The following is a 14,162-nucleotide window of genomic DNA, read 5'->3' as shown; positions in this document are numbered from 1 at the left end:
CCTCCTGGGCGCTTTATTTTAAAATCCGCAATTCTTCCCAAGCCGGAAGCTGTTTAGCCTCGCAAATTAATTTGCATAAATGGATCGAATGGTTGAGCTCTTGTTCTGAGAGCTCATTTTCATGTCTTTCCATTCTCTCTTTCAGCTCTTGGATTTGCGTAAATAATGCCGTCGTCATATTGGAATAAGCCGCTGAATCCTTGTTGTAATTTCGCGCAATGACGGATTGAATCATCAATTTATTCAGTTGTTTTTTGCGTAAACGGACAATATGTTTCTTTCTTTCCGCTGAATTGGAAAGCAAGTGAACATCAGATGTCTGTCCTAAGGGATAAGGTACAATGTGATTCGTTGTTTTTCTCAGCAGACCGGCTAAGACATTGTTCGGACCCATTTCGATGACTTCTGTGACTCCGTGTAAAAGCAAGTAATGCATCGATTCCGTCCATCTTACCGGCATCGTCATGTGCTGCTTGAGATGTTCGCTGATCGAATTTCCGCTGCTGTAAGGGCGTGCGGTGACATTTGAAATGATCGGCCATGCGGCATCCCGGAAGAAATACCGGTGTAATACAGTCTGGAATTGTTCAGATGCTGATCGTATCATCGGACTGTGAAAAGGCGCACTGACATTCAAATAAGTGTATGCCGCTCCCTTTTCCTCCGCCATCTTGATGACACGTTCCACAGCTTGCCGGTGTCCGGAAATCACATGCTGCTGTTCTGAATTCATGCAGGCTACTCCTGCCGGAAAGTCTTCCGTCGACACTTTCGAACATATTTCCTGCAACGTTTGAAGAGAGAGGTGAGTCACGGCGGCCATCGTCCCCTGCTGCTGAGGATCCGCATTTTGCATAAGAATTCCCCGCTGCCTTACAAGTGTAACGGCATCCTGAAAAGAAAGGGCGCCGGCACAGACAAGCGCTGAATATTCGCCTAAGCTATGACCTGCCAGGAAGCGGGGCTTCACCCCTATTTCCTGCATATACACTTGAAAAGCAATAACACTGACCGTTAAAATAGCGGGCTGCGCGTTCATTGTCTTTGTCAATTCATTCATATCTCCGTTAAAACACAGTTTTTTTACATCCAAGGAGATCGCATCGCTCGCTTCTTCAAACAATCTCTTTGCGAGCACAAAATCATTCCAAAATTGTTTGCCCATTCCTACAAATTGAGACCCTTGTCCAGGAAATAAAAAGGCAAGATTGTTCATGAGATTCCTCCGATCATATTGAACAGAAATACAATATCCTACAAATTATCCCTTTATCTAACATCCTAGCATGATTATAACAAATGTGTATAGAATACTTTCGGAGGAGTTATTGTTCGATTTTACAAACGAATTAGATATATTTATTCATAAAATAAAACATGGGGGTTTCACCGAAAATCAGTCTTAAAGAGAGATGATGAAAAGCCGGAGTGGAGCCTGTTACCGGCTCTTCTTCACTTAGGACGAGCTCTTCATGTTTCATATGTTTTAGGGCTATTGGCATTATTGTGTCAGAAATTACATATTTTCTGTTTATTGTAAAAATTCATTTGTATATCTGTGAAGGATTGTAAACTGAGGGCGTTTGATTATAAATGCGGCGCAAGAGATGGATCTGGTGAGGAAAATCTGCAAGGACAAAATACGCCGCAGAACAAGTAAATGACCCAGCCCGGATACCGATTGACGCAGTAAATCGGCCTATTGAGTGAACAAGGTTTTCAGGCATAAAAAAACAGCCGTTCAGAGCGGCTGTTTTTTAAATAGTACAAGAACTATTGAGCGGTATACCCGCCGTCCATGACTACGGCCTGACCTGTGACCCCTTTTGCTTTGTCGCTGGCCAAAAATACGGCGTAATCAGCGATTTCCTTCACTGACAGCAGCCGTTTTTGGGGAACGAGCGGAAAGATGACGTCCTCAAGCACCCGCTCGTACGGTACATTCCTTGTTGCGGAAATGTCCTTTAACTGATTGCGGACAAGCTGAGTGTCCACATATCCCGGACAAAGCGCATTGACGGTAATGCCGTCAGCCGCGCCTTCAAGTGCACCGACTTTCGTTAAACCGATGACGCCGTGCTTGGCGCTGTTATATGCCGCTTTCCCGTGAAAACCGATCAGCCCGTTGACAGACGCCATATTAATGATTCGACCGAATTGCTGTTTTTTCATAATGGGGAATGCATGCTTCATTGCGATAAATGGCGCAGTCAGCATGACACGAATGAGCCGTTCAAACTGTTCGGTGGGAAATTCCTCGATGGGCGCGACATGCTGAATGCCCGCATTATTCACAAGGATATCGAGACGTCCGAATTGTTTCTCGACCGTCTGCAGCATGTCGGCCACTTGCTTTTCATTTGTTACATCGCATGTGATGCTGACTGCTTCACAGCCTTCATCTTTAAGTCCTGCCGCCGCTTCTTTCCCCGCTTGTTCGTTTACATCAGAGATGATGACGGCTGCTCCTTCACGGGCGAATTCTCTTGCAATTTCAAGCCCGATTCCTCCGGCTGCTCCTGTTACAACGGCTGTTTTTTCAATAAGCAATGAATCCATGGCGGCACCTCCTCATTTTGGTCTGACCCCGTTTTTTAACGACTGGCTGACAGTAAAATGACCTTCTGTTTTCTCAAAGACCTCCTCCATTGTTACACCTTCCTGCAGTTCGGTGAGCGTCATACGACCATCATGAAAATCGAATACAGCCAAATCTGTGATCAGCCGATCGACCACCTGCCTGCCGGTTAAAGGCAGCGTACATTCCCTTCTCACTTTAGATTCCCCATATTTATTAACATGCTCCATAATGACAATAATCCGTTTTGCTCCGTGCACCAGGTCCATGGCGCCGCCCATTCCTTTGATCATTTTTCCGGGGATCATCCAGTTCGCCAAATCTCCCCGTTCGGAAACTTCCATCCCGCCGAGAATCGCTACATCAATGTGGCCGCCGCGAATCATGGCAAAGGATTCGGCACTGTCAAAATACGAGGCTCCCTTTACCTCGGTAATGGTTTCTTTTCCCGCATTGATCAGATCGGGGTCAACCGTTCCTTCCGCCGGATAAGGCCCGATCCCGAGCAAGCCGTTTTCAGACTGAAGCAGGACGTTATAATCATTCGGTATCTCATTGGCTACAAGCGTCGGCATCCCTATTCCCAAGTTCACATTCATTCCGTCCTTAATTTCCTTTACAGCCCGTTTGATCATTCGTTTTCTGCTATCTCTCATTCTGTCAGCCTCCTTTATCATGCTTGCCGGACGGTGCGGCGTTCAATCCGTTTTTCATGAATCCCGCCAAGCAGCACGTGCTGCACAAAAATACCCGGCGTATGAATTTGATCCGGATCAAGCTCTCCGGCATCGACGATTTCTTCAGCCTCTGCAATCGTCACTTTGCCTGCCATTGCAGCGAGCGGATTGAAATTTCTCGCCGTCTTTCTGAATATCAGGTTGCCCAGAGGATCGGCTTTCCAGGCCTTTACGATGGCGGCGTTCCCTGTAATCCCTTTCTCCAGAAGATAGGTGCGCCCGTCAAATGTCTTATGTTCTTTTCCCTCGGCTACTGATGTTCCGACGCCCGCAGGTGTATAAAACGCCGGAATGCCCGCCCCTCCCGCGCGAATTCTTTCTGCGAGCGTTCCTTGGGGCACCAATTCGACTTCCAGCTCTCCGCTTAAAAACTGCCGTTCAAAGGTTTTGTTTTCTCCGACATAGGATGCGACCATTTTTTTGATCTGCCGGTTTGCAAGCAAGAGGCCTAACCCCCAATCATCAACACCGCAGTTATTACTGACAACGGTCAAGTTTTTCACGCCGCTGTCCCTGATCGCGAGAATTAATTGTTCCGGAATGCCGCACAGGCCGAAGCCTCCTGCGATGAGGGTGTCTCCATCCTTGATCAGTGCAGCAGCATCTTTATAAGAGTCCATCACTTTTCCTTTTCCCATATTCGTTTCCCCTTTCTGTTTTGGCTACACAAGGCCCGTCAGACTGTAAATGGCGATGATGACAAACACAGCGGCTGTTTTAATGACGGTAATGGCAAAGATATCCCTGTAGGATTGGCGGTGGGTCAACCCGGTGACCGCGAGCAGCGTAATGACGGCGCCATTATGCGGAAGAGTGTCCATCCCGCCGGAGGCCATCGAAATCACCCGGTGCATGACCTCCGGCGGGATGTGGAATGTATTGATTGCTTCTGTATACGCTGCTGACATCGTGCTTAAAGCGATGCCCATTCCTCCTGATGCCGATCCTGTAATCCCGGCAAGCGCAGTGGTCGTCACCGCTCCGTTGACGAGCGGATCAGTAAACGTCTGCGATATGCCGCTGCTGACCATTTTAAAGCCGGGAAGCGCCGCAATGATGCCGCCAAATCCGTATTCGGCTCCTGTATTCATCGACGCTAGCAAGGCACCCCCGATGCCCTCATTCAGTCCTTCTTTCAAATTAAAGAGCACTTTTTTCCAATCGAACAAAATCGTTGTCATGATTCCGATGAACAGTGCGAGTTCTACTGACCAGATCGCAGTGACGGAGGAAAGGTCAATCTTCCCGAACGCTTCTAAACCGAGCTGCGCAAAATCAAATCCGTCAGGGTACCAATACGGGAGCCACATCGTGAAGCATTTGTTCATGACCCCCACAAGGATAAGCGGAACAAAAGCGAGCACTTGCCGCGCGGGGCTGGGTTCTGCCTCCTGCGGTAAAACAGGCGTATGTTTTTCATTAGCCAGACCTGAGGGTTCCTCTGCAGCGGAAACTTCAGATTGAAATCCAGCATAGCCTTCTCCGGCATTGGCCGCTTTTTTGCGCCGTGATTCTAAATAAATCATTCCGGCCGTAAGCACAAATGCTGCACCAATCAGTCCGAGCCAGGGAGCGGCATAAATGTTTGTTTTAAAAAAAGCTGTCGGAATGACATTTTGAATTTGCGGTGTGCCGGGAAGTGCATCCATTGTAAAAGTAAAGGCGCCCAATGCAATCGTACCGGGTATCAGACGCTTGGGAATATCAGCTTTAATAAATAGGTTTTTAGCAAACGGATAAATGGCAAACACCGCTACGAAGAGACTGACGCCGCTGTACGTTAAAATCGCACCCATTAAGACGATGGCGAGAATGGCTCTTTTTGCTCCCACAAGCCTGACGATTGTTTTTGCAATCGACTCGGCGAGCCCGGATATTTCAACAACCTTGCCAAAAACGGCCCCTAAAAGAAATACGGGAAAATACAGCTTAATAAATCCTACCATCTTCTCCATAAATATATTCGAGAAGAAAGGAAGTACGAAGCTTGGATCTGTAAGAAGCACGGCAAACAGCGCACAAATCGGGGCGAATAAAATGACTGAAAAGCCCCGGTAAGCCGCAAACATCAGCATGCCTAATGCCAATAAAATAATAACAATGTCCACAAATCCCCCTCTTTTCTGCTCAAAATTAGTAAGCGCTTACAAAAATCAAGAAAATAAAGCAAAAAACATGCCGGTTTTGCACAGTTTCTGAGGCTGAAAAAATGTGCATCACGGTGAATTTTCCGTTTTGGCGAAAGAAAAGGAGATTCTTGCTGCATGATATTGAATGGCTGAGCAGCGAGTTTTTTTAAGGATAGTGAGATGGATCAGAGAGGATTTTTGCTTTATAAATATGTATTCTTTTTTCTTTCATTTATTTCCTGCAAGAGGAACCGATAAAATCCGGCCCTCCTGCATGGTCATTCAGCCAAGGACAACCGGAAGCTCTTTGAGCGACCTAAAACCAATGAGCTTGCGGTATTCAAGGCGGTGTGCGGCCAGCCGAAGCTTAGGCATCCGCTCAAACAGTGTGAGAATTGCAATTTGTGCTTCGATGCGCGCTAATGAGGAGCCTATGCAAAAATGGGCGTTCTTTCCGAATGCAAGATGCGGATTCGGTTTTCTTCGGATGTCCATTTTATGAGGCTGATCGAATATGCTTGGATCGCGATTGGCCGCTCCTAAAAAGATGTATACCTGCTCTCCTTTTTTTATGGTTTTTCCATTTATTTCACAGTCTTCTGAAGCGGTGCGTGCCGTCAGCTGCGCGGGGCTGTCGTAGCGCAGACATTCCTCGACAGCAGTTTCAATAAGCGAGGGGTTTTCTCTCAGTGCGCTAAGCTGTTCAGGGTGTTTCAATAAAGTAAACACACCGTTGCTCATGAGGTTTACCGTCGTCTCGTGTCCGGCTATGACAAGTAAGATACATGTCGCGAGCACTTCGTCTTTTGAAAGCTGTTTCCCCATGATAAACCTGCTGATTAAGTCTTCCTGAGGATGTGCTTTCCGCTCGTGAATCAAATCTCTGAAATATGCAGTCAGCCTGCCTGCGGTGTCGCTTGCTCTGACTAACGTCTTTCTTGACCGGGTAAGATCAATGGCCTGAATGACGTCTGCCGTCCATTGTCTGAATTGATATCTCTCCTCTTTCGGCACTCCGAGTATCTCCGCAATGATGAGGCTTGCCAATGGAAAGGCAAACTCTGAAACAAGGTCTGCGGTTTTTTTGTTTTGGATTTGATCCAACAAGTCATGAACCGTTTCTTTTATACAGGGGCGAAGTGATTCCGCCGTCTTTGCGGTAAATTCTTTACCTATAAGCATCCGCATCCGCTTATGGTCTGATTGATTTTTAAATAACAGCATATCGTGCTGGATATGCGATAGATTTTGATATTTCGTTGAAGCTTCCGGAAAAGGAATGCGGTTTTTAAATCGGGTGTCTTTCAGAATCGATGCCGCCTCTTTGTACCCGGTGACATACCAGCCCGGATGTTTTAATACGGTTCCTTTATAAACAGGATCAATGGATCGCAGTTTTTCATAAAACGGGTAAGGGTCATTCCAAAAATCCGCATCGGCATGGAGAGACGGATGTGCACTTGATAGGCCCGCCGTCATCTTATACCTCCGTATTGCAGGCGGATTGCAGGCCGGCTTTCATTTCTTCAACGGATTCGACTTCAAACCCTAAATCATGGAGCATTTGATGATCCTCTGTTTCATGCTGCCCTGCTGTCGTTAAGTAATCTCCGACGAAAATCGAATTTGCGGCGTAAAGTCCCAGCGGCTGCAGCGAACGAAGGTTGACTTCCCGGCCTCCTGAGATACGGATTTCTTTTGTCGGATTGATAAAACGGAACAAGGCGAGCACTTTCAGGCAATACACCGGATGTAATTCGCTTACCCCTTCTAACGGAGTTCCGTCAATCGCATGCAGAAAATTAACCGGGATGCTGTCGGCGTCAAGCGCTTTTAAGCTGTTCGCCATATCAATGACGTCCTGTTTCGTTTCTTTCATGCCGACGATGACACCCGAACAAGGCGACATCCCCGATTGTTTCGCCGTTTCCACTGTATTGACCCTGTCGTCATACGTGTGGGAAGTCGTAATGTTTGAATGATTCCTTTGTGATGTATTGATGTTATGATTGTACCGGTCTACTCCTGCCTGTTTCAGCCGCTCTGCCTGTTCCGGCTTCAGCAGACCGAGGCATGCGCAGATTTTTAAACCGTACGTTTCTTTAATTTCTTTGACAGCATCAACAACTTGATCTACTTCTCTGTTCGACGGTCCCCGCCCGCTGGCGACGATGCAGTATGTCCCTATATTCAGGTCGTGGGCGCGTTTTGCCCCCTTAAGCAATATATGCTTATCCACCATCCGATAAGACTCGATCGGCGCTTTTGATATTGAAGATTGTGAACAGTACCCGCAATTTTCCGGACACAGACCTGATTTTGCATTCATAATCATATTCAGCTTTACTTTTTTTCCGTAAAATCGTTTTCTGATATGAAAAGCGGCATGCATCAGCAATAAAAGATCCTCATCAGAACAATTTAAAATGGCCAGCGCTTCTTGATTCGTTACTTCCGCCCCGTCCAGCACTCTCTCTGCAAGATCCATCCATTGATTCATGTTTATCTCCCCATTTGTGTCAGATTCATGAAAGAGGAAACATCTATATGTTTCTCAATCATGTGTTGAATGTTTTCCGGTGAAACGAGATCCAGCTTCGGTGTGATTCCCAAAATCGGAACTTTGCATAATGTTTCAATCATGCTCGGGTTTGTCTTCTCGTCCAGCCCCGGCCGGCTCTTTACGCCGTTGATCATAATGCCGAGAACCTCTATCCCCATGTTTTTCGCATATTCAACGGTTAAATATGTGTGGTTGATGGTTCCGAGATCAGGCCTGGCGACAATCACTGCCGGCAATTCCAAGGCTTTTATCAGATCACTGACTAAGTAATTTTCACCAAGCGGAACGGAAATGCCGCCTGCCCCCTCGACGATGAAACACTCATGACGATTTTTGATCTTACTCCAGTGGGCCATGACTTCATCCATGCTCACGGATTTCCCCTCAAGCATGGCGGCCGTGTACGGCGCAAGCGGCTCTTTCCATTCAAATGGCGTGATTTCTTCATGAGACAGTGCGGTTTGTGACATGTTTTTCAACAGCGAGGTGTCACTTTCCGGATGAGTCCGCGGCACGCCGCTTAAAAACGGCTTAAACACTCCGATATCCGCCTGTTTCTGCCTGAATGCCGCGGCAAGTCCGCAAGAAACGATGGTTTTTCCGACGCCGGTATCTGTTCCTGTGACAAAAAAACTTCTCATTTGTTTATATTCAGCTCTTTTCTAATGGAATCAAATGCTTCTGTCAGCTCGTCTATGTCCTGTAAGCTGCGATCCGCCGTAACGGTCAGCCTGATTCTGCTTTCGCCTTCCGGAACGGCGGGCGGGCGGATGGCCGGGGCGCAGATTCCCTTTTTCTCCAGCAGCGCAGCGGCTGAAACCGCTGTTTTTGCATCACCGATGATAACGGGGATAATCGGTGTATCCCCGCCTCTTACGATAAAGCCCATATCGGCCAGACGCGTTTTTATCTTTTTGACAGACGACTGCAGCTCACGGCGCGTATCGTGCATATCTGATATGAGGTCAAATGCCGTATGCGAAGCCGCACAAATTGACGGCGGGAGGGCCGTCTGAAAAATAAACGTCCTCGCCTGATTCAGCAAAAAATCAATGAAAATGTTTGATCCCGCGGCAAAACCGCCTTCCGTTCCTACTGCTTTGCTTAATGTGCCGATGACAACATCAGGACAAACACCGAAATAGTCACTGGTTCCCCCGCCGTTTTCCCCGAGTACACCGGTTGCATGCGCGTCATCTGCTATCACAAATGCCTGGTACTGCTTTGCAAGCGCCATTATTCGGTCAAGAGGCGCAATTGTGCCGTCCATGCTGAAAACGCCGTCTGTGACGATAAAGCGGCGGTTCCGCGTCTGGACGGAGGCAAGTTTTTTCTCAAGATCAGCCATATCAATATGGCGGTACACGATGGTTTCCGCTTTTGATAAACGGCAGCCGTCAACAATGCTCGCATGGTTCAGTTGATCGCTTAAAATGACATCGCCTTTTTGAGGCAGTGAGGCAAGCACGCCGATATTCGCCAAGTAACCGCTTGAAAATAATAAAGCCGCTTCCGTCTGTTTAAAGTCCGCGATTGTTTGTTCAAGTTTTTCGTGCCACACAGTATTTCCTGTCGTTAACCGTGAGCCGCCGCTTCCCGCTCCGAACCGGCTCAGCGCTGTTTGCGCGGCTGTGATCAGCCGTTCATCTTTTGACAGACCTAAATAGTCATTGGACGCCCAGGTCTGCCGCTTTTGCCCTTTGGTTTTAAGAGCGGTTTCCTGTGTTCGCAGCGTCCGATACAGCCCGTCTCTTTTCACCGCATCGAGCCTTCCGAGGAGCCATCCGTCAAAATCCACGGCCGGTCACCTCGGCTATCGCTTCTTTCATAATGGATATCATGGCTTGTAACTGATCGGTTGTGCTGGCAAGCGGCGGCAGAAAGGCGATGACGTCTCCGAGCGGCCGTGTCAGCATACCCAGCTCTCTCATTTTCAAGGACACCTTGTATCCCATCCGCTTTTCAGGCGGATAAGGCTGTTTCGTCTCTTTATCCCGCACAAGCTCTATGCCGCACATCAAACCGAGCTGGCGGACATCGCCGACATGAGGAAACTGCTTCAGATCATGAAGAAATTTCGCTGCCGTTTTTGATTTTTCGGCGACTCGTTCAACGATGCGCTCTGATTCGAATAAACGCAGATTTTCAATTGCCGCGGCACAGCCAAGCTGATTTCCTGTATAGGAATGGCCGTGGAAAAATGTTTTCATTTTGTCGTAGTCATCGTAGAAGGCTTCATAAATGGCTTCTGTGGCAAACGTCACAGCGATCGGCAAATAGCCTCCCGTAATGCCTTTCCCTGCCGCCATCAAGTCCGGCTGGACATTTTCATGCTCGCAGGCAAACATTTTTCCGGTGCGGCCGAACCCCGTCGCCACTTCGTCAACGATCATTAACACATCATATGCCGTACACAGCTTTCGTACGCCTGCCAGAAAGCCTTCAGGCATGACGATCATCCCGGATGCGCCTTGCACCATCGATTCAATCGTAAGTGCGGCAATCTCTTCGTGGTGTTTTGCAAGCAGCTGTTCGAGCGCGTGAAGGCATTCATCCCGGCACTGTACGGGGTCACCGCTATCAGATCTGTATACATAAGGAATCGGGGCTTTGTAGCTTTCAAACATCAGCGGGCCGTACACATGGTGGAAGAGTTCAATGGAGCCGACGCTGACGGCTCCGATCGTATCGCCGTGATAGCCGTTCTGCATCGAAATAAACGTCTGCTTCTTAGGTCTCCCTACGTTTTTCCAGTATTGAAAGGCCATTTTCAGAGCGATTTCCATTGCTTCCGCTCCGCTGTCGGAGTAAAAAACGCGCGTCAGCTTTTCCGGTGTGATGCCCGTCAGCATCTCCGCAAGTTCTGTTGCGGGAACGTTCGTCATACCCAGCAAAGTCGAATGAGCGATTTTTTCAAGCTGTTTTTGAATCGCTTCATCCATTTCTTTTTTGCGGTGGCCGTGTACATTGAGCCATACTGAAGAAAAGCCGTCATAATATTCTTTGCCGCTGATGTCTTTCAGCATGATCCCGTTTCCGCTTTCAATGATTAACGGATCTTCATCGTAATCTTTCATTTGTGTGAAAGGCAGCCAAAGATGCTGTTTGCTTTTTTCAATCATTGATTGTTTCATATGTTCTCCTCCCGCTGAATGAATACAGGCTGCTTCTCTAAAAAATGGATACAGCTCTCCGTATCTATGGAGCCATCAGTAAAGAAAACCCGGCATCCGCTTTCATCTCCGGCATTCTTCATCTTGGCAATCCGCTGATATCCCAGCTTCTTTGCGGCAACGTAGCCTGTTATGTAATCAGGGTCATCTGACCAGCACAATTCGGCAATAATTCCCGGATGTGCGCAAACTTTTGCCGCGATGGCATGTGCTTCTTTTATTCGTGAATTTTCCGGCATGTTGTGAGTAAAAGCCCATTTTTGAAAATCATGTGACGGCCAATCCACTCGGGATACCCGCACACCTCTATTTCCTCTGCCGTCAATGCGTTTTCCTGCCCGGATATCAAACAGGACCGCTCCTCTTGCTTCTGCATATTCCGCAATGTTTTCGTTCGCTTTCTCTATCATGTGCGGAGGAATCCCCGCCTTTTGCAGAAGCTTGCGGGCGATTGCTTGTCCTTTTTCCGGCGTGTCTGTTTGATGGAAGGCAACCGGCAAAGGGCGGATCGTTTCGATCGGTTCATGAACGCTTTCAAGCTGAATCTGCATAAAATCAGGTATCCCTCTTGAGTGTGAGAAGCCTTTATGTAATAAGCCATCTACCGCTTCCTGTAAACCGCTGTAAGTGATGAGCCGTTCTCCGCCGGAAATGTGTTTTCCGCCCTGCTCATGGGGGGCGTTTCGGGAAGCTCTCATTCTGACGCTATAATAGGTCTCTTCCCGCATGGAATCTCCCTCCTTTCTTTTATTTCGAAATTTAATGTTAACCAAAATAACAAAAGGTTAACACTCATACAGAATATTAGTGTCTTGCACGTAATATGTCAACCTGAACTATAAAACTGTTAACTTAATGGGTTTTACAAAGCCTCATTACGTTTTCATGTTTTGTTCATATTTTAGTAATTGTTTATTCAACACTGTCCGCTAAAGTAATCCATATCAACAAATAGGACAGCGATCCGCATCTTACTTATGAAGGGAGGTCAAAACCGGATGCCGTTATGCTGAAAGAAAAAGTAAAGACAGCAGGCCGTTTTTGCACCGTGGGCGCCGGCAATACGCTGATCGATTTTGGTGTCTTCTTTCTTCTCACCGCTTGCCATGTCCCCTATCTGCCGGCGCAGATCTGCTCCTATTCGGCAGGGATCCTCAACAGCTATGTGTGGAACCGGAAGTGGACGTTTCGTGTAGAGCGCAAGGCTGACGGGAAAGAGATCGTGCGCTTTCTCATCATTAATCTTGCCGCGTCGGGAATCACCTTTTTGCTGCTGTACGCGTTTCAAAAAGGCGGCTGTTCGCTTTTGGTGAGTAAGCTCGCCGCCACTATCGGCGGAATGATGTTGAATTTTATCGGAAACCGAATCTGGGTATTTGGAGATTCGCTGAAAAACATACAGGATCAGGAGTGAAGATGAATGAGAAAAAAAGTGAGAAAAGCGGTCATCCCCGCAGCGGGTTTAGGAACGAGATTTCTGCCGGCGACAAAGGCGCAGCCGAAAGAAATGCTGCCGATCGTCGACAAACCGGCAATCCAATATATTGTCGAAGAGGCCGCAGCGTCAGGAATTGAAGATATACTGATTATTACAGGGAGAAACAAACGCTCGATTGAAGATCATTTTGACCGGTCGGCGGAGTTGGAATTCAATCTTGAGGAAAAAGGCAAGTCAGAGACGCTGAAGGAAATGCAGCGGATTGCCGATTTGGCCAATATTCATTACATCCGTCAGAAAGAACCGCTCGGACTAGGCCATGCAGTGCTGTGTGCGGAGCCTTTTATCGGAGATGAGCCTTTTGCCGTTCTCTTAGGTGATGATATTATGGTATCTGACACTCCCGCTCTTTTACAGCTCATAGACGTCTATAACCAACACGGCACAGAAACGATCGGCGTACAGCCCGTCGATCCTGCTGATGTCAGCAAATATGGTATTATACAGACGGGGCGGCAGAGCGGTCATGTGTACCGGGTTGAGGATCTGATTGAGAAACCGGCCGTTGAAAAGGCGCCCTCTCATATTGCGGTGATGGGCCGCTACATATTAACCCCTGCCATTTTTAAAGCGCTGAAGACGATCGGAAGAGGCGCGGGCAACGAAATCCAATTGACAGACGCGCTGCGCGAAATATGCCGCACCCGAAGCATTTACGCGCGGGAGCTTGAAGGAAGCCGGTTTGATATAGGAGATAAGTTCGGCTGTTTTAAGGCCGGCACGGAGATCGGGCTTCTGCGGGAAGAAATGAGACCGAAACTTTTAGCTTATTTAGAAGAGGTGTTAAAAAGAGAATCTGAAGAAATCGTGCGTTAAAAAATAATTTGTAACCATTTTGCTTGTCAATCAGTCATATAATTGGGTAAAAAGATAAAGAGGTTGTGAACAGTGTGGGCAATTTTATTAATGAAATATTATCCTGGCTGACAAGTATGGGCTATTTAGGGATTGCGCTCGGATTAATGATCGAAATCATTCCGAGTGAAATCGTTCTGGCTTACGGAGGCTATATGGTGTCAGAAGGCACGATCAGCTTTATCGGCGCCATTGTCGCCGGTGTGATCGGGGGAACGATCGCGCAGTGCTTTATTTACTGGATCGCCCGTTATGGGGGACGGCCGTTTTTGGACAAGTACGGCAAGTACTTACTTCTGAAAAAGCATCATGTTGATGTTGCGGAAAACTGGTTTCGCCGTTACGGCGCCGGCGTTGTGTTCTCGGCGCGGTTTATCCCGGTCGTCAGACATGCGATTTCCATCCCGGCCGGCCTTGCGAAAATGCCTCTTTCCAAGTTTGTCATATTGACGACGCTTGCCATTATTCCGTGGTCTGTCATTTTCGTTTATCTCGGGTATCAGCTCGGGGGACAGTGGAAAGACGTAGACAGCTATGCCGGAATGTATACAACTCCGATCATTATATTGGCTCTCGTATTTATTGTTGTTTATTTTGTTGTGAAGAAAATGAGATCAAGACTGTGAAAA

Annotated in this window: 14 protein-coding genes; 3 read left to right on the top strand and 11 right to left on the bottom strand. The window is 47.6% G+C overall.

The annotated features are described in order from the left end of the window. Positions 1–13: 13 nt before the first annotated feature. The 11 genes from bamD to ACWJJ5_RS05075 all read right to left on the bottom strand — a co-directional run bounded on the left by bamD (position 14) and on the right by ACWJJ5_RS05075 (position 11,908). Positions 14–1,216, bottom strand: a complete 1,203-nt coding sequence (bamD, locus tag ACWJJ5_RS05125) for a bacillomycin D biosynthesis malonyl-CoA transacylase BamD (protein WP_454022259.1) — start codon at positions 1,214–1,216, stop codon at positions 14–16. Between the two features lie 557 nt (positions 1,217–1,773). Continuing rightward, positions 1,774–2,559 (bottom strand): 3-hydroxybutyrate dehydrogenase, encoded by a 786-nt coding sequence (locus ACWJJ5_RS05120; protein WP_070081905.1) that lies wholly within the window; start codon positions 2,557–2,559, stop codon positions 1,774–1,776. 12 nt (positions 2,560–2,571) lie between these two features. Then, the gene (locus ACWJJ5_RS05115) at positions 2,572–3,234 is read right to left on the bottom strand and encodes a CoA transferase subunit B (RefSeq protein WP_094246887.1); all 663 of its coding nucleotides are present in this window, start codon (positions 3,232–3,234) and stop codon (positions 2,572–2,574) included. A 17-nt stretch (positions 3,235–3,251) separates the two neighbouring features. Continuing rightward, on the bottom strand, positions 3,252–3,953 hold the full coding sequence (locus ACWJJ5_RS05110) for a CoA transferase subunit A (RefSeq protein WP_369614199.1): 702 nt from the start codon (positions 3,951–3,953) through the stop codon (positions 3,252–3,254). 24 nt (positions 3,954–3,977) lie between these two features. Continuing rightward, on the bottom strand, positions 3,978–5,423 hold the full coding sequence (locus ACWJJ5_RS05105) for a GntP family permease (protein WP_454022258.1): 1,446 nt from the start codon (positions 5,421–5,423) through the stop codon (positions 3,978–3,980). Positions 5,424–5,726: 303 nt separating this feature from the next. Continuing rightward, positions 5,727–6,923, bottom strand: coding sequence for a cytochrome P450 (locus ACWJJ5_RS05100; protein ID WP_102422659.1), 1,197 nt, complete (start codon positions 6,921–6,923; stop codon positions 5,727–5,729). Position 6,924: 1 nt separating this feature from the next. Next, positions 6,925–7,944 (bottom strand): biotin synthase BioB, encoded by a 1,020-nt coding sequence (gene bioB, locus ACWJJ5_RS05095; RefSeq protein WP_454022257.1) that lies wholly within the window; start codon positions 7,942–7,944, stop codon positions 6,925–6,927. Between the two features lie 2 nt (positions 7,945–7,946). Next, complete coding sequence (gene bioD / locus ACWJJ5_RS05090; protein ID WP_146276882.1) at positions 7,947–8,648, bottom strand: dethiobiotin synthase; 702 nt, start codon at positions 8,646–8,648, stop codon at positions 7,947–7,949. Continuing rightward, positions 8,645–9,805 (bottom strand): 8-amino-7-oxononanoate synthase, encoded by a 1,161-nt coding sequence (gene bioF / locus ACWJJ5_RS05085; protein ID WP_003153909.1) that lies wholly within the window; start codon positions 9,803–9,805, stop codon positions 8,645–8,647. Before bioF ends, bioD begins: the two co-directional genes overlap by 4 nt. Then, positions 9,795–11,141: an adenosylmethionine--8-amino-7-oxononanoate transaminase gene (gene bioA / locus ACWJJ5_RS05080; RefSeq protein WP_204529511.1), complete on the bottom strand. Its 1,347-nt coding sequence runs from the start codon at positions 11,139–11,141 to the stop codon at positions 9,795–9,797. Before bioA ends, bioF begins: the two co-directional genes overlap by 11 nt. Beyond that, positions 11,138–11,908 (bottom strand): 6-carboxyhexanoate--CoA ligase, encoded by a 771-nt coding sequence (locus ACWJJ5_RS05075; RefSeq protein ID WP_454022256.1) that lies wholly within the window; start codon positions 11,906–11,908, stop codon positions 11,138–11,140. The genes bioA and ACWJJ5_RS05075 overlap by 4 nt, the downstream gene beginning before the upstream one ends. Positions 11,909–12,186: 278 nt before the next feature. On the opposite strand from ACWJJ5_RS05075, the gene ACWJJ5_RS05070 reads away from it, so the two are divergent. From ACWJJ5_RS05070 to ACWJJ5_RS05060, 3 genes are all read left to right on the top strand, one after another. Continuing rightward, a complete protein-coding gene (locus ACWJJ5_RS05070) occupies positions 12,187–12,594 on the top strand; it encodes a GtrA family protein (protein WP_278071897.1) in 408 nt (135 codons plus the stop codon). A 6-nt stretch (positions 12,595–12,600) separates the two neighbouring features. Beyond that, positions 12,601–13,494 (top strand): UTP--glucose-1-phosphate uridylyltransferase GalU, encoded by an 894-nt coding sequence (galU, locus tag ACWJJ5_RS05065; RefSeq protein WP_003153905.1) that lies wholly within the window; start codon positions 12,601–12,603, stop codon positions 13,492–13,494. 74 nt (positions 13,495–13,568) lie between these two features. Then, positions 13,569–14,159 carry a DedA family protein gene (locus tag ACWJJ5_RS05060; protein ID WP_003153904.1) on the top strand — a complete coding sequence of 197 codons (591 nt, stop codon included), beginning with the start codon at positions 13,569–13,571 and terminating at the stop codon, positions 14,157–14,159. The last annotated feature ends 3 nt before the right edge of the window (positions 14,160–14,162 follow it).

Source organism: Bacillus sp. JK74 (assembly GCF_053663395.1).
This window is presented reverse-complemented; position numbering and strand designations above follow the sequence as displayed.